Source organism: Streptomyces tubbatahanensis (genome assembly GCF_022699385.1).
Lineage (GTDB): Bacteria > Actinomycetota > Actinomycetes > Streptomycetales > Streptomycetaceae > Streptomyces > Streptomyces diacarni.
This window is the reverse complement of record NZ_CP093846.1, coordinates 1-15,964: the sequence shown is the minus strand read 5'-3', so window position 1 is coordinate 15,964 and position 15,964 is coordinate 1. Positions and strand designations below refer to the sequence as shown.

The following is a 15,964-nucleotide window of genomic DNA, read 5'->3' as shown; positions in this document are numbered from 1 at the left end:
TTACTTCCCCTCCGTCACGCGCAGCGCGTCGTCGCGGTGTGCGACGTAGTCGAAGCCGGAGTCCAGCGTGCGCTCGTAGCGGTTGCCCTCCGGCCACCAGCACAGGGCCAGCTCGGCCGCCATGGAGTGCGGCCTGCGGCGCACCAGTTCGCCGTGGACGGCACCCCTGAGTTCCGGGTCGGGGGCGAGTTCGTCGCGGCGGCGCAGCACGTCGGGCGCCAGGTCGGTGGCGATGTTCAACCGCTCAACACGGGCGGCCAGTTCGCACAGGCCGCCCCACACGAACATGTCCACGGCGACCGCCCGCTCCTGTGTGCCGTCGATGACCTCGGCCCACGTGGTGCCCACCCAGCGCACCAGTGTCTCCAGCAGGTCCACCGGTGTGATGTCCGCGTCCACCGTCAGATAGGGGCTCGTGACCTTCGCGGGGCGCGCGGAGCGGTCGAGAGCGGCCGAGGGGCCGAGTTCGAGCAGAAAACCGAGGTTCGTGCCCTGGAGCAGCCGGGCCGCGGCCCGGTAGGCGGGGCCGGCGTCCAGGACGCTCTCATGGACCCAGAGGTGCTCAGCGAACCGAGTGAAGGAGGCGGCGTACGAAGGCCAGTCGCCGCTGCCGACGCCCCGGTCCCTGGCCGCCGCGCACACACCTCCCGGGCGCGAGGACAGCCTGCTCCACCAGTCCGCCTCAAGAGGGCTGAGCACACCCTCGGAGCAGAGTGAGGACAGCGTGGCCAGATGCTGGGCGTGCAGCATCGGCTCGACCAGCGTGACCCACTGACTGATCAGGCGCCCATCCAGCATGTAGGTACCGACCGGGGCCTCCGGGTCGGGTACGGCCGAGTTCATCGTCCTCTCCTTCGCGGTGTTCTCCGTAGCAGGAACTGACCGGATGCACGGGTCTCGGCCTTGTCGCTGGTCGCGCCGGCGTGCAGGCGCTCACAGCCGGTCACCTTGAGCCCTACGGCTTCGGCGGCAACGGCCAGTTCCCGCGGGGTGACATGGGTGCGGTCCGCGTCCGGCCCCGGGTGTTCGAACGGCCGCCATAGATCGACGAGAGCCGTCCCGCCCGGCCGCAGACACCGGGACACCTCGCCGAGCACGCGGTGCCGCTGCTCCGCACGGCGGAAAGAGTTGAGGCCTTCGTAGGTGAGGAGCACATGGTCGGCGGAGCCGGACCGCAGGGGCACACGGGCGGCGTCGCCGACCACGGCCCCGTGCCCGGCGCGGAGCCGCCCACGGGCCACCTGGATCATCTCCGGATCATGATCGACCCCCAGATAGCGCGTCCGAGGGGGGAGCAGCCGTGCGTACTGCCCCACGCCGCACATCAGGTCCAGGACCACGCTGCCCCGCGCGGGGCCGAGACAGTCCATCTCGGCTGCCCGGCGGGGAGCCGTGCGGGCTCCGTCGTCCGTCGTCGGATCGAGCTGCACGGCGACGCGGAGGGGGAGCCCCGTACTCACGCGGGGACCGGCACCGAACGAGCCGTCTCGTAGGCGTCCATGACCAGCCGCGCCGAGGAGGACGGGCCGAGCAGGGCGAGCGCGGCCTTGGCGGACTCCTCGATGGACCTCAGATGCGCGGTCTCCTCGGCGAGCCGCAGCGCACGGTAGCGCTCCTCGGTCTCGCTGGGTGCGACGGTGCGCTCCCAGAACGCCACGAGCTGCGAAAACGCGTACACCGAGTGGATGAACCCGTAGGCCGGCCGCTCGGTCTTCTTCCAGGGCGAGTACCAGGCGTGCTCCGGCGGCAGCGAAAGCCCCTCGGCACGCACCGTCTCGAATAGCAGATTGTGGGACGCCTCGTGCAGCACGGCCTCGGCGACCCGGAGGGGGGACTCGGGCACGTCCATGTAGATGCTGGAGTCGAGTCCGGCCAGCGTCCACGAGTTGTTCGCGGACATCGCCTGGATGCGGCCGTTGGCGACGACCACACCCGCGCCGATCCCTACCACAGCATCGAAGAGCGGGTCGGCGGCGAGGAGTTCGAGAGCTCCGGGGTACAGCTCGGCCAGCGGACGTACGGCCGTGTCCGGGCGCAGCAGCCAGCAAGGCGACTCGTACGGCGCGTCCTCGTAGACGTCGCAGTCGGCGGCCCGCACGGTCTTCGGGCCCGGCTCCGTCGCCGCCAGGGCGGTGAGGAAGGCACTCACCCGGGGCTCGAAACCTTCCTGGTCGTCGCGGGCCCACCGCCGTGCCCTGGTCTCCAGGTGGGCCAGTGCCGTGTGGTGCCAGGAGTCGGTCGTCCCGGCGAACGGGGCCAGTTGGGGGCGAAGGCCCGGTGCCACGCCGCCCAGCGCGTTCAGCAGCCGGTTCCTGCGCTCGGCGCGCCCCTTCGCCACGAGCGCGGTGATCTGTGTGTCAAGCATCCTGTGCCTCCAACTTGTGCATGATGCCGTCGAGCCAGAACACGAAGGCCCGACGGTATCCGCAGTAGTCCTCAGCGCGGTCGACGGCCCGCATCCGCAACCGCGACGCCATGCACCCGCCGCCGCACAGCGACTGGGCCGAACACGTGGCGCACTCGTCGAGTGGAGCGGAGATGACCTGCAACTGTTTGCGGCCCAGCGGTGTGGCCCACGTCTCGTCGAGCGTGGTCGCCGCGGCCTTTTTCACATCGTGTGCGAGCAGCGAATTGGCGGCCGGCAGTTCGTCGCAGGAGCCGAACCGGCCACCCGGGTACAGGGTGTAGATGTGCCCGCACTTGCTTTCCGAGTAGTGACACATGCGCGGCGCCCGACCACGGCGGCGGCGCACCGCGCTCATGATCGGTTCCACGTTGAACCTGCGGTAGGCGCCCTCGGATATCCAGCGTTCGGTGAACCTACGCAGAAAAGCCACGTACGCCTGCGGGTCCACCGCCCAGGAGTCGCCGACGGAGCCGTCGGAGGCGTCGATCAGTTCCAGGAGGCCCTTGTTGCCTGAGGGCACCTCGCGGGGTGCCGTCCCCTGGTCGTAGCACGGCACCACGTTGAGGCTCACCAGGCTGGGGATGTCGCTGACCAGGTCGAACAGTGCGTCGGGGTCGTCGACATTGCGGTCGTGGATGACCGAGATCATGCCGAAGGGCAGGGACCTGCGGCAGAGTAGATCGACCGCTTCCCGTACCTGGCCCACGGTCTGGCGGTCGGCGAAGTTGACCCGGTAGGAGTTGTGCTGCTCGTCCCCGTCGAGCGAGAGGCCGATCTCCACCGCGGGCGTGGAGCTCTCCAGAAGGTCGAGCCATGCCTCGTCGAGCAGCACGCCGTTCGTCTGGATCTGGATTGCCGTGACCGTGTCGCGCGCGCTCAGTTCCGCGAGCAGGAGACGCATATTCTCCCGGCCGTAGAGAAGCGGTTCGCCGCCGTGCAGGTGCACGGCCACCGGACGGTCGCCCATGAGGTCGAGGGCAGAACGGACCTCTTCGATGCTGATGCGGTCGAAGTCGTCCGACTGGCCTCCCTTACGCTTCTCGAAGCAATAGTAACAATTGATGTTACAGACGTCACCGACAAGCTTCAGGATCAGAGTGACCGGGTCCAATGCTGACGCGATTGGTATGCGAGCACCTACTCCGGTGGCCGTGACTGTCATCTGCTATCCGTTTCAGGCCTTGGTTTCCGACTTTGTGGGCTCAGCCCATTCGCGCACGTTCACTGCGCTGTGGTGCGCGGTGGCCATGTGCTCAGGCTCTGAGGTCTCGAACTCGTTGAGGAACTTGACGAAATCACCCTCGTTGTTCTCGGCCATGCCGCTCCCTAATCCGTTGGGGGTTTCGCATTGCCCGGCGAGCGTAGCAGGAAGGCGTCAGAGAAATGCAGGTGTCAAGTGCTCACTTAATAACCCACATCACAAGGATCATCGCCACGGGCTAGCACGGAGAACGGTGCATTGCAACCCTGACGAAAGACATATTCCCAAAGTCCCACGGAATGGAACGCCTCGCTCCGGATGTGGCCCGAAAACGCGGCGGCGGGGCGTCCGGGCACTCCGGGACACGCCGTTTCGTGGCAGATTCAATCCACCCTTAAACAAGAGCCACGCAAAAAGTGGGCGGTGGAGAATGAGGATATGATGCCCACCAAAGTTCTGGTGACCGGCGGCGCCGGCTTTATCGGCAGCCATACCTGCGTCGAACTCCTCCAGCACGGATACGAAGTGGTGGTGGCCGACGACCTGTCCAACAGTTCACCGCGGGCGCTGGAGCGTGCGGCCGGAATAGCCCGCGTCGGAACCCCGGAGCTGTGCGTCATCGACATACGGGATGGGGCCGCGCTCTCCCAGGTCTTCGCCGACCACCGGATCGACGCGGTCATCCACTTCGCCGCGAAGAAGGCGGTGGGCGAATCCGTACGGCTGCCGATCGAGTACTACGACACCAACGTCGGCGGCACCACGGCTCTGCTGTCCGTGATGCGCGAACACGAGGTGGGCCGCCTGGTGTTCTCCTCCTCCTGCTCGGTCTACGGCAGCACCACGAAGGTCCCGCTGACCGAGAGCGATCCGGTGAGCCCCACCAACCCGTACGCCTCCTCGAAGTGGATGTGTGAGCAGATCCTCGCCGACACCTGCCGGCGGCTGCCCTCGCTCCAGGTGCTGAGCCTGCGCTACTTCAACCCGGTTGGCGCGCACCCCTCGGGCCTGCTCGGCGAAAACCCCCATGGCGTCCCCGGCAACCTCATGCCCTACGTGGCCCGGGTGGCCGCCGGGCAGCTCGAACGGCTCAGCATCTTCGGCGACGACTACCCCACTCCCGACGGCACCGGTGTACGGGACTACGTCCACGTCATGGACGTGGCCGAAGGCCACCGCCTGGCCCTCGAACACCTCCAGGGCGAACGGGGCATGCGTACCTTCAACCTGGGGACCGGCGTCGGCTCGTCCGTGCTCGACCTCGTCGCGGCCTTCGAGGCTGCCAGCGGCCGGCGCGTGCCGTACCGCATCACCGGCCGCCGCCCCGGCGACGTCGCCACCCTCGTCGCCGATCCGACGGCCGTCAGCAGGGCGTGGAACTGGACCACCAAGCGCGACCTCGCCGCCATGTGCCGCGACGCCTGGCACTTCCAGACGCGCGACCCCGCCCGCCACGCCTGCTGACGTCCCTCGGACGGCCGCCTCCAACACGGCCCGCCCCCGGTCCCGCCCGGTCCTCGGTCCGCCCCCACCCTCCATCCGGAGCACACCTGACGTGTCCAGCAGCGAACTCCCCGTCCTCTTCCTCGGCCTCGCGCTCATCGTCGCGCTGGCCCAGCTCGCCGGGACCCTCGCCCGGCGCTGCGGCCAGCCGCCCGTCATCGGCGAGATCACCGCCGGCATCCTCCTCGGGCCGACCGTGCTGAACGGGCAGCTCTCGGAGTTCCTCTTCCCGACGGCCGCTCGCGGCGAGCTCAGCGCCCTCGCCCAACTCGGCCTTGCTCTCTTCATGTTCAAGCTCGGCATGGAGTTCGACTGGGCCACAGGGCGGGGCACACGACGGCCCTCCGTGTGCATCGCGACGGTCGCGATGGTGATCCCGTTCGCCGTGGGCGCGGCCCTCGGCCTGTGGTGGAGGCCCGGCGGCTCGGACGTCGAGGGGATCGCGCCGGTCCTCTTCATGGGCGTCGCCCTGTCGGTGACCGCCTTCCCCGTGCTGGCCCGCATCGTCGAGGACCGAGGGCTGTCCCGCGCCCCTCTCGGCCAAACAGCCCTGGCCAGCGCCGCGCTCTGCGACGTCCTCGCCTGGTCCGCACTGGGCGTCGTCATGGTGCTCTGCGGAAGCGGCGCTCCCTGGCGGCTGATCTGGTCCGTGCCGTATCTGATCCTGCTGGCCACCGTAGTGCGACCGCTGCTGCGCAAGCTGATCCACGGGGGCCGGGCCGGGCTCGACCTCTCCCTCACCTGCGTGGGACTCCTCGCGTCCGCCGCCGCGACGGAGTGGATGGGGCTGCACTTCATCATCGGTGCCTTCGCCTTCGGCGTCTGTCGAGCCACTGCCGCGCACGGCACGGAGGCGCCCGAGAGTGACGAACAGCACCGCACGGACGGCGGACAGCAGGAACCCGAGCGGCACGGCAACGGGGAACTGCGCAGTCGCCTCGGTGTTCTGGACAGCAAACTTCTCCTGCCGGTGTTCTTCGTTGCCGCCGGCTGGCAGGTGGACCTCTCCGGAACCAGCGCCGCCCAACTGCTCGACCTGGCTGTGCTGTTGGGCGCCGCGGTCGGCAGCAAGTTCCTCGCGGCGGCGGGCGCTGCCCGGCTCTGCGGCTGGGGGCTGCGGGACTCGGCCGTGCTCGGTGCCCTCCTGAACACTCGGGGCCTCACCGAGCTGATCGTGCTCACTGCGGGCCGTGACCTGGGACTGCTCGACGACACCGGCTACGCCCTGCTGGTGACCATGACGGTCCTGACCACCATCTCCACCGGCCCGCTGCTCCAGAGCCTGCTGAAGCCCGACGCCACGGAGCACACCCCCGCGCGGCCTTCGGACGAACCGCCGCGCCCCCGGCATGGCTCGCCCGCCACCGGGCCGGAACACGACGAACTCACGCGGAACAGTGCGCGCAGGAACCCGTGTGAGGGAGGCGCGGACGCCGTCACAACCCTCCCCACTGCGGCGCAGCCGGAAGCACACCGAGAACCGGGAGCTGAACACCAGTGAAGTCGCTGACCCACCTCGCAGAAACCTTCGGCACACCGCTGTACGTCTACCGGCTGGACAAAGTGCGCCGGGCTGCGCTGGACCTGCTGGACGCCCTGCCCCACGGCGCCCGGCTCTACTACTCACTCAAAGCCAACCCCCACCCGGCCGTGGTACGCGAGCTGAGCGGGCTCGGACTGCACATGGAGATCAGCTCACCGGGCGAGCTGGCCGTATCGGAGCACGCCGGCCACCCGGCGCGACACTGCCTCTACACCGGCCCCGGGAAGACCCCCGCGGAGGTGTCGGGCGCGCTGGCAGCGGGCGTACGCCTGTTCTCCGTGGAGTCGCCCACGGACCTGCGTCGTATCGCGGAACTCGGCGTCGGATCCGGGGCCACCGTCGACTACCTGGTCCGCCTCAACGCACGGGCAGCTGCGGCAGGCACCGGACTGCGCATGACGGGCCGCTCCTCCCAGTTCGGCACCGATCCCGACGCCGCGCTGGCAGCGGGTATGTTCGACTCCGCACCAGGAGCTCGTGCCGCCGGCGCGCACCTGTTCTCCGCCACGAACGTCGCCGACGAGCAGGACCTCGTCGAGGAGTTCGACTCGGTCCTGCACACGGCACTCAGCACCTTCGGCACCGCCGGGGTGGCCCCCTCGCTGCTCGACCTCGGCGGCGGTTTCGCCGCACCGTTCGCCGCACCCGGTGAGCGTCCGGCGTACACCGGGCTGCGTGCCGTCTTGGAGGAACGGCTCGACGCCAGGGTGCCCCGGTGGCGCGCGGGGGAGCCCGGCATCGCCTTCGAGTCGGGCCGCTACCTCGCCGCCGACTGCGGCTCGCTGCTGACCACGGTGCTGGACGTCAAGCACAGCCGGGGCACCACCTATGTGGTCCTCGACGCGGGTGTCAATGTGCTCGGCGGCATGTCCGGTGTCGGGCGGCTCCTCACCCCGGCGGTCCAGCCGTCGGCCGAGGCGGACGGCGCCGCCGGGGACACCGGCCGCGCCGAGGTGACCCTGGTGGGCCCGCTGTGCACACCGCTCGATGTCCTCGCCCGCTCGGCCCGCATACCCGTCCCCCGCCCCGGAGACGTGCTGCGAATCGACAATACGGGTGCGTACGGTCTGTCGGCGAGCTTGTCGGGGTTCCTCAGCCGCCCTCCGGCCACGGAGGTGGTACTCGGCGCGGACGACGTCGTGCTCGACGTACGGGCTCTTGAGACGGTGTATTCCGCAGGGGCGGCGAGTGGCCGATGACACCTCGGCGGGCAGGCCCGGAAACGGTGCGTACGGCCGCACTGCCGCGGGCCTGCCCGCCGTCGTCTCAGCACGCTGAGCGTCAGTCCCCGTGGGCGCCTGCCCGGAGCGCCGCCTTGTCGAGCTTGCCGTTCGGGGTGAGCGGCATGCGCGGCACCGGAACGCAGCGATCGGGGGTCTTGGCGGGGCCCAGCCGCGCGTCGATGCCGCGCAGTACCTCGGCCGGTGCGGCGGGCCCGGTCGTCCAGACGGTGAACGTTCCGTCCGCGTCGGGCGGGAGGCAGGCGGCTTGTTCGACCCCGGCGACATCCAGGGCGGCGCTCTCCACCTCCTGGCAGCTCACCCGCCAGCCGCGCCGCTTGAACAGATCGTCGCGCCGCCCGTGGAAGTAGAGCCGTCCGTCCTCGTCCACGGAGCCGAAGTCGCCGGTCCGCAGGGCCGGTCCGGCGCCTTCCGGCGCGGTGACGAAGCGTTCGCGCTGCTGCTCGGCCGCGGCGGAGCCCCAGTAACCGTCCATCACGTGCGGGCCCGCGACCACGATCTCGCCGACGCCGCCGCGCGCGACCGGTTCGCCGTCCCGGCCGAGCACAAAGAGCCGGGTTCCGCTCAGCGGCCTGCCGACCGTTCCCGGGTACGCCAGGTCCTCATCCGGCGCGGCGATCGAGATCCGCTTGCACTCGCTCATTCCGTACATGCAGATCAGGGCGGCGCCCGGGAACGCGGCCCGGACCCGGTCGGCGTCCCGTCCGACGAGCGCCGCGCCGGTGTTGGTCAGCAGCCGCACGGAGGTGGGGCGCGGATCGCGTTCGCCCAGCTGCGCCAGCAGGAGAGCGAGCGTGGGCACGACCGGTACCACCGTGGCCCCGGCCGCCCGGATCGAGACCAGTTCATGCGCAGACGCCGACTCGCGCGGGTACACCACCTCGGCCCCGGCCAGGACGGCGAGGAAGAGCTGGTAGAGGCCATAGTCGAAGGACACCGGCACCCGGCAGTACACGACGTCGGACGGCTGGTATTCGACGCGTTCAGCGATGGCACGGGTGGCCCAGACGACGGCCCGGTGCGGGCACACGATGCCCTTGGGCCGGGCGGTCGTCCCCGATGTGTAGATCAGTAGCGCCGGGTCATCGGGTGTCCCCACCGGCCCGGCCTCTGTCGCCTCCGCCGGCACCTCCGCGTACGCCGGGGCGAGGACCGGCACCGGCGTGAGCGCGGCGATCTCGGGGACCCGGCCCGCCGTGGCCACGACCGCGGCCGGGTTCGCGTCAGCCAGCAGATGCTCCAGCTGGTAGGCGGAGGCGTCCTCGGCCACCGGGACGAAGATGACGCCACGTGATATCGCTCCGAAGAGCAGCGCAGCGAAGTCGCGGCCCCCGGAGAGCACACACAACAGACGCGCGCCGCGCCGTACCCCGAGGGCGTCGAGCCACTGGGCCGCCCGGCGCGCGTTCGCCTCGAGTTCCGCGTACGACCACGCTCCTTCCCGGTCCCGGACGGAAGGGCGGCCTGGGTGTGCCCCGGCGGCGTGTGCGAGTAGATCGTGGACGAACCCGGCGGAGGTGAGAGCCGGTGTGTCGACGGTCATGAGCGCTCCAGTTCGGACGGAATCTTCCCGGACCTGGCCCGTGCGTTCGAGGTGCTCCATGAGCCTGGCCACGACGGGACGCGGAGTGTCTCGCACTGTGCGGACACCCTCCGCCGTCCAGCCCAGGTGCCACGTGAGCGACGCCGGACTAGTGCGCGCCATCTGCGCAGGCAGCGGTTCGTCGGGGCGCAGACAGGTTCGAGCACGGAGGTGATGCGCGCAGCTCGTCCGTCCTCAGCGGGCCCGCCACCGTGGCCCGCGGCACCCGATCGACGCCGGGGTCCCGGTGGATGTGGAAGCTGCCCCGGCCGGTGCGGATGATGCGGGTCACGTGCCTCGGCGCGTAGGCCGACGCGGCCGAGACGGTGAGCCGGCCGACGCGGCGCGCGCCGTCGGTCCTACGACGAACGAGGGTGTTGTAGTAGTGGCCGTTGTGCGCCTTCGCGGCGCCGGGCTCGCCGTCTGCCTGGACGGTGAGCACGACCCGCCTGAACCTGGCCGTGCCACAGGGCGGGCCGGCGCCGACAACGATTCCGGGCAGGAGTTTTTCGCTCTCCGGCCACAGATGGGCCGGTACCTCGACCTCGACAGGCCGTGCGGCGACGGCCGACCCCGCGGCGGGTCCGGTGCGCTGTGCGGCGGTGCCGGTGTGCTGGCCAATGACCTTGTCTTCCGAACCCACCCGGTACCCCCTCCGTTTGAAGAGTCCGTCCTGTCCCCGAGCGTCGGTGGGACAGCGGTAGATACCGCAGGTGATGGGACATTCGTCTTCGTAATGCGGCGAGTTTCTTGACGATTGCGCACTCCGTTTAAGGATATCTTTATTCAGGAAACAATAAGGGGGGATGACTTGTCCGGTCGATCAGCTTAGGATCGGCCGCATTGGGCTGTCAACGACTTTCAGTCACGGCTGGATGACCCTGGATTCCGTTGCCACTGTGTGTGGCCGCTGCTACGAGCCACGCTCGACCGCATCGGCGGAGTGAAGCGAGCGTCATGGCTCATCGCCGCCCGTCACATCGGAATCCGGCACATTTCGAAAAGGGGAATCCGTGGTCCTGGCGGCAGAATGAGGGCCATGCCAGCCGGTATCGCCGTCAGCGTCCTGGGTCCTTTCCAGGTGCGTTCTCCCTCCGGCCCTGTCGATGTGCGCGGTTCCCGGCTGCGGACACTGTGCGCGGTGCTCGCGCTGGGCGCCGGCCGTGAGGTCTCCCGGGCTCAGCTGCTGGAAGCCCTGTGGGATGAGGAGCCGCCCGCGGCCCCGGACAACGCCCTGCAGGCGCTGGTCTCCCGGCTGCGCAGGTCGCTGCCCGGGGTGGCCGTCGAGTCCGGGGCCGGCGGCTACCGTCTGGTGCTCGAGCGCGCGGCGGTCGATGCTTGGTGTTTCGAGGCGTTCGTGCAGGACGCCGCCTCGGCGCGTGGCGAGGGTGGGCGGCGGCTGGATCTGTTGCGTGAGGGTCTGGGCCTGTGGCGGGGCCCGGCCCTGTCGGGTCTGATACAAAGCCGCACGGTCCGCGCCCACGCCGCCCGCCTGGGCGAGTTGCGCTGGCGCGCCCTTGAGGACCGTATCGAGGCCGAACTGGAGGCGGGCGGCGGCGCCTCGCTGGTGGCCGAGCTGAGCGGACTCGTCTTTGAGGACCCCTACCGGGAACACACCCGCGCTTTGCTGATGCGGGCCCTGCAGGCGGCGGGCCGCCAGACCGACGCGCTGGCCGTCTACGACGACGCCCGAAAGCGGCTCTCCCAGGCGTTCGGTATCGACCCCTCGGCCGAGCTCCAGCAAACCTACCTGGAGGTACTGCGGGGCCAGGCCGTCTCCCCACCCACGCCGGCACCGCCGCCGGCGGCGGCACCCGTGGTCGCGGGCGGGGGCCGGCGGCGGCTGCCCACGCCGCTGACTCCCCTGGTGGGCCGGGAAGCGGACGTGTGCCGGGTGGGGGAACTGCTGGACCGTGCCCGGCTTGTCACCGTCGTCGGGCCGGGCGGTGTGGGCAAGACGCGGGTGGCGGTCGCCTCGGCGCGCCGCGTGGAGGAGGCGGGTGATCCGGTGTGGATGGTCGAACTGGCCGCCGTAGGCGACCCCTCGCACGTGCCGGGTACCGTCTTGCGCGCCACCGGGATCGGTGAGGGCGGACTGCTGGGGGCCGAGTTCGCGCAGGCGCCGCACGAGCTGGTGATGCGGCGGCTGACCGGTCTGCTCGGTGAGGGCCGCGGGCTTCTCGTCCTGGACAACTGCGAGCATCTGGTGGGCGCGGTCGCCCAGATCACGGCCGAAGTGCTGGCCGCCTGCCCCCGGCTGCGGGTACTGGCCGCCAGCCGCCAGCCGCTGGGTGTGCACGGCGAGCGGCTGCACCACCTGGGCGGGCTGCCGCTGCCCCCGCGCGATGGCTCACTGGCCGAGGCGGCCGCCGCGCCGGCCGTCCGGCTTTTCACCGACCGCGCCACGGCCGTGCGCCCGTCCTTCGTGCTGGATGGGGAGACCGCCGGGCCGGTCGTGGAGATCTGCCGGTCCCTGGACGGTCTGCCGCTGGCCCTGGAGCTGGCCGCCGCCCGGTTGCTGTCGCTGTCCGCCCAGGAGATCCGCAGCCGTCTGCATGACCGCTTCCGGCTCCTTGAGCCGCAGGGCGGCTCAGGCGAGCGCAGGCAGCGCACTCTGCGTACGGTCACGGACTGGAGCTGGGAGCTGCTCGAGCAGGCCGAGCAGACCCTCGCCCGCCGTCTGGCGGTCTTCGCCGGCCGTGTCGAACTGCCGCTCATCGAGCGGGTCTGCGCCGGCGCGCCGGGGGCGGCAGACCCCCCCGTCCCCGGCGAGCTGGAGCAGCTGCTGTCCTCACTGGTGGCCAAGTCCATCGTGTACACCGACCAGGCCGAGGGGCGCAGTGGCTACCGCATGCCGGAGACGGTGCGGCTGTATGCGGGCGAGCGGCTCACGGCGGCCGGCGAGGAGAGCGCGCTGCGCCAGCGGCACGCCGAGACGCTGCTGGAGATCGCGCAGGCCGCCGAGCCCCGCCTGCGCCGCGGGGAGCAGACACGGGAACTGGCGGCGCTCACCCTGCTGTGGGACGACTTCCATGCCGCCTTGCGCTGGTCGCTGGCCAAGGCGCCGCCCGAGCTGCCGCTGCGCCTGGTGGCCTCCCTGGAGTGGTTTTGGCTGCTGAGCGGCCGGCGTACGGAGGGGGCCGAGTGGACGCGGCGCGTGCTCGCCCGCACCGGCGGCACCAGGCCGGTGGAGCGGGCCATCGTCTGCGTGGTGGGAGGGCTGCAACAGGGGGCGCTGCTGGGCCGCGAGGAGGGCGTGGCCTACCTGTTCGAGGCGCTGGAGCTGGTGCAGCGGCTGCCCGCCTCCCAGACGGCCGAGCATCCCGTCCTGGTGGTGGCCGGCGTCCTGGGCTCGCTCGCGTCCGGCTCCCCCGAGCGGGTGGGTGAAGTGCTGCGCCGGCTGGCAGGGCACGCCGATCCGTGGCTTGCGGCACTGGCCCGTATGCTCCGTGCCCGGATGCTGGCCAACGCGGGGCAGCCGAGTGCGGCGCGGGGCGAACTCCTCGCCGCTTTGGAGGGTTTCCGCCAGGTCGGCGAACGTCTCGGCCTGGCCTACACGCTCTCGGCGCTGGCCGAGTCGGACAGCGCGCTGGGGGACCACGTCGGGGCGGTGAGCGCGCTGCGGGAGGCGTTGCAGGCGGTCACCGAGCTGGGCGACGCGCAGGACGCGCCGATGCTGCTGGTGCGGCTGGCCACCGAACACGCCAGGGTCGGCGCCTTCCGGTCCTGCGAGGGGTGCCTGACCGACGCCGAGAGGGAGGCCACGCGGCTGGGCCTGGGCGAGGTGCTGGGCGTGGTGCACCATGCGCGCGGTGACCTGCGGCGCGCCGAGGGCAGGCTGGAGGAGGCACGCGGCCTGCTGGACCGCGCCCTGGCGCAGGTGACGCGGCACGGCAGGGGGGTGGGCTACCGGCCGGCGGTGCTCGTCAGCCGGGGACACCTGGCCGTGGCCGAGGGCCGCACGCAGGCCGCGGCGGAGGCGTGCGCGGCGGCGGCACAGTTCGCGCGCACGGTCGGCGAGGCCGGGCTGCGGGCCCGGGTGCTGGTGCTTGCCGCGGACATGGCCCTGGGCCAAGACGAGCCCGAGCGGGCGGCGGCCCTGCTGCGCACGGCCTGCGAGGTGCGGGGCGAGGCTATGGAGACCGAGCCCGACGTACGGCGGATCACCGCGGCCGCCCGCAGCGCCCTGGGCGCCGAACGGTACGCGGCCACCGGCCCCCTCACGGTGGCCGCCGCCGAGGCGCTGGCCGCGTCAGGAGGGGGACTCAGCCGCTCACCGGCGCCTCCGCCAGCTCGGTGAGGAGCGGCACGATACGCGCGGGGGAGGGCAGGTCGCGCATCTCCTGCGCCACCTGGGCGGCGGCCTGGCGGTAGCCGGGCTCGGTGAGGACCTCTTCCACGGCGCGGCGCAGCCCGTCCGGCGACTCGTGCGAGAGCACCGCCGTAGGCTCCAGCACCAGGCCGGTGCCGCGCGCCGCGATCCGTTCGCCGACCGCCGCCCACGACGGGTTCGGCTGGGCCACCACCAGCTGCGGCACGCCCAGGGCGAGGCCGGTCAGGGCCGTGCCGGCGCCGCCGTGGTGCAGCAGGGCATCGCAGCCGCCCAGGAACAAATCCAGCGGCACCCGCCCGCAGGCGCGTACGGAGTCCGGGAGCGCGCTGTGGCCCTGCGGCACCGCGGTGACCAGCGACTCCAGGCCGGGCACCGACGCCAGCCGGTCGACCAGCGCCTTCCACACCGCCGGCTCGCACAGCATCGGCGTCTGCCCGCCGAAGGAGACACACAGCCTGTGCCGGCCTTCCCTGCGCTGCGCCCACCCGGGCGGCGAGCCGGCTCCGTTGAACGGCACGAAACCTACCGGCTGCGCCGCCGAAGCCTCCGGGCACTGGAGGCTGGGCGGGCAGGGGTCGAGCACCATCGCCGGTGCCGCCGGGCCGTCGGCGACGCCGCGGGCGGCGGCCACCGCGGCGAGCGCGTCGCGGGCCCGGGGGATCGACTGGGAGCTGATCCGGTCCGGTCCCCAGCGGTGCACTACCGCGGGGACGCGCAGCGCCGCGGCGATGATCAGGCCGCTGAACTCCAGCGGATCGACCAGGAGGAGGTCGGGCTTCCAGGCGCGGGCCGTCGCCAGGTGCGCGTCCAGGACGCCGTCGACCCGTTCTCGCCAGCGCTCCTCCAGCACGCCCCAGTCGGGGGCCGCGTTCGCCAGCCCGGAGGGCGCGGCCGACCGGCGCACGCGGCGGCCGGGCGGCTCGTTGACGGCGACGCCGGACAGCCCGGCGCACGCGGCCTCTTCCACCACCGCGGGCGGCCCGGCGACCAGCACCTGGTGGCCGGCGGCCCGCAGGGCCCAGGCGGTCGGGACCATGGACACAAAATGGCTCGGCACCAGGCCGACGATGAGCGTACGCATCCCCGGCTCCCTCAGCGCTCGCGGTGGTAGGCGCGCAGCGCCAGCGGAGCGAAGACGACCAGCAGGAGAGCGGAGGCGATCAGCGTCTTGGTCACCGGCTCGGCCACGGGTCCGGCGACCAGGAGGCCGCGGATGGAGTCGGCGAGCATCGAGACCGGGTTGTAGGTCACGATGGCCTGCAGCCAGCCCGGCATCGTCTCCACGCGCACGAACGCGTTGCTGATGAAGGTCAGCGGCAGCATCAGGCCGAAGGCCAGGGCCTGCACGTTCTCGGGGTTGGAGGCCAGCAGGCCGGCGAGGACCGAGGCCCAGGACAGTGCGAAGGTGAAGACGAGCAGCAAAAGGAACATCGGGATCAGCCGCGTCCAGCTCGTCTCGATGCGGAAGCTGAGCAGCATGCCGGCGGCCAGCAGCAAGACCACCGACCACACCAGCATCACGTAGTCGGCGGCGATCCGGCCGATCAGCGGCGCCGTCCGGGAGATCGGCAGGCTGCGGAACCGGTCGAAGAGCCCCTTGGTCACATCGGTGTTCGTCGCGATGGCGGTGCGCGCGGTCACCAGCACGGCGCTTTGCACGATCAGCCCCGGCACCACGAACTGCAGGTAGGCGTGGCGTGAGCCGGCCATCTGCCCGGCCAGTACGAAGGCGAACAGCACCACGAACATCACGGGCTGGATACCGACTTCGACCAGCTGCTCGGGATTGTGCTTGATCTGTACCAGCTGCCGCCAGGCCACCGTGGCGCTCTGCCGCATGGCGTGCCCCGGGCCCCGTCTGCCGCCTGTGCCCTGGGCGGGTGGCGCGCTGCGGGCTGTGGGGAGGGCCGTCATACCGTCGCTCCTGTCACTGTCAGCTGCTTGAAGACCTCATCGAGGGCTGGGCTCCCTGATGGAGAGTTCGGGCGACCTCGATGCCCGCGTCCTCCAGGGCGCGGGCGAGGCTGGAGAGCGCCCCGGTGTCGTGCACGGCGGGTTTTGACGAGGCGGCCTTGCAGGGTGTGCTCGCCGGTGGTCTGCGTGACCACCTCGGCGGTGCGTGCCAGGTCGCTGCCGTGGAGGGGACGCACCTGC

General features: G+C 71.4%; 13 protein-coding genes. 4 read left to right on the top strand and 9 right to left on the bottom strand.

What is annotated here, in order from left to right; translation table 11 throughout:
• The 5 genes from MMF93_RS00065 to MMF93_RS00045 are packed head-to-tail and all read right to left on the bottom strand — an operon-like array spanning position 1 to position 3,725.
• Positions 1 to 843 (bottom strand): hypothetical protein, encoded by an 843-nt coding sequence (locus MMF93_RS00065; RefSeq protein ID WP_242748369.1) that lies wholly within the window; start codon positions 841 to 843, stop codon positions 1 to 3.
• A complete protein-coding gene (locus MMF93_RS00060) occupies positions 840 to 1,460 on the bottom strand; it encodes a class I SAM-dependent methyltransferase (RefSeq protein WP_242748367.1) in 621 nt (206 codons plus the stop codon). Before MMF93_RS00060 ends, MMF93_RS00065 begins: the two co-directional genes overlap by 4 nt.
• Positions 1,457 to 2,365, bottom strand: coding sequence for an aKG-HExxH-type peptide beta-hydroxylase (locus MMF93_RS00055; RefSeq protein WP_242748365.1), 909 nt, complete (start codon positions 2,363 to 2,365; stop codon positions 1,457 to 1,459). The genes MMF93_RS00060 and MMF93_RS00055 overlap by 4 nt, the downstream gene beginning before the upstream one ends.
• Complete coding sequence (locus MMF93_RS00050; RefSeq protein WP_242748363.1) at positions 2,358 to 3,569, bottom strand: radical SAM/SPASM domain-containing protein; 1,212 nt, start codon at positions 3,567 to 3,569, stop codon at positions 2,358 to 2,360. The genes MMF93_RS00055 and MMF93_RS00050 overlap by 8 nt, the downstream gene beginning before the upstream one ends.
• Positions 3,570 to 3,581: 12 nt before the next feature.
• Entirely contained in the window at positions 3,582 to 3,725 is a 144-nt protein-coding gene (locus MMF93_RS00045; RefSeq protein ID WP_242748362.1) for a hypothetical protein, read from the bottom strand.
• A 324-nt stretch (positions 3,726 to 4,049) separates the two neighbouring features.
• On the opposite strand from MMF93_RS00045, the gene galE reads away from it, so the two are divergent.
• The 3 genes from galE to MMF93_RS00030 all read left to right on the top strand — a co-directional run bounded on the left by galE (position 4,050) and on the right by MMF93_RS00030 (position 7,853).
• Positions 4,050 to 5,072 (top strand): UDP-glucose 4-epimerase GalE, encoded by a 1,023-nt coding sequence (gene galE / locus MMF93_RS00040; protein ID WP_242748360.1) that lies wholly within the window; start codon positions 4,050 to 4,052, stop codon positions 5,070 to 5,072.
• Positions 5,073 to 5,163: 91 nt separating this feature from the next.
• Positions 5,164 to 6,612, top strand: a complete 1,449-nt coding sequence (locus MMF93_RS00035; RefSeq protein WP_242748358.1) for a cation:proton antiporter — start codon at positions 5,164 to 5,166, stop codon at positions 6,610 to 6,612.
• Positions 6,609 to 7,853, top strand: coding sequence for a type III PLP-dependent enzyme domain-containing protein (locus MMF93_RS00030; RefSeq protein WP_242748356.1), 1,245 nt, complete (start codon positions 6,609 to 6,611; stop codon positions 7,851 to 7,853). Before MMF93_RS00035 ends, MMF93_RS00030 begins: the two co-directional genes overlap by 4 nt.
• A gap of 82 nt (positions 7,854 to 7,935) precedes the next feature.
• On the opposite strand, the gene MMF93_RS00025 is transcribed toward MMF93_RS00030, so the two are convergent.
• Together MMF93_RS00025 and MMF93_RS00020 are read right to left on the bottom strand one after the other, a co-directional pair.
• Positions 7,936 to 9,438: a class I adenylate-forming enzyme family protein gene (locus tag MMF93_RS00025; protein WP_242748354.1), complete on the bottom strand. Its 1,503-nt coding sequence runs from the start codon at positions 9,436 to 9,438 to the stop codon at positions 7,936 to 7,938.
• Between the two features lie 148 nt (positions 9,439 to 9,586).
• Positions 9,587 to 10,120: a hypothetical protein gene (locus MMF93_RS00020; RefSeq protein ID WP_242748352.1), complete on the bottom strand. Its 534-nt coding sequence runs from the start codon at positions 10,118 to 10,120 to the stop codon at positions 9,587 to 9,589.
• Positions 10,121 to 10,516: 396 nt separating this feature from the next.
• On the opposite strand from MMF93_RS00020, the gene MMF93_RS00015 reads away from it, so the two are divergent.
• On the top strand, positions 10,517 to 13,777 hold the full coding sequence (locus MMF93_RS00015; protein WP_242748350.1) for an AfsR/SARP family transcriptional regulator: 3,261 nt from the start codon (positions 10,517 to 10,519) through the stop codon (positions 13,775 to 13,777).
• Here the strand turns inward: MMF93_RS00015 and MMF93_RS00010 are convergent.
• Both MMF93_RS00010 and MMF93_RS00005 read right to left on the bottom strand, forming a co-directional pair.
• A complete protein-coding gene (locus MMF93_RS00010) occupies positions 13,743 to 14,891 on the bottom strand; it encodes a nucleotide disphospho-sugar-binding domain-containing protein (protein ID WP_242748348.1) in 1,149 nt (382 codons plus the stop codon). The genes MMF93_RS00015 and MMF93_RS00010 overlap by 35 nt on opposite strands.
• Before the next feature lie 11 nt (positions 14,892 to 14,902).
• Positions 14,903 to 15,724 carry an ABC transporter permease gene (locus MMF93_RS00005; protein ID WP_242748346.1) on the bottom strand — a complete coding sequence of 274 codons (822 nt, stop codon included), beginning with the start codon at positions 15,722 to 15,724 and terminating at the stop codon, positions 14,903 to 14,905.
• Positions 15,725 to 15,964: the final 240 nt, after the last annotated feature.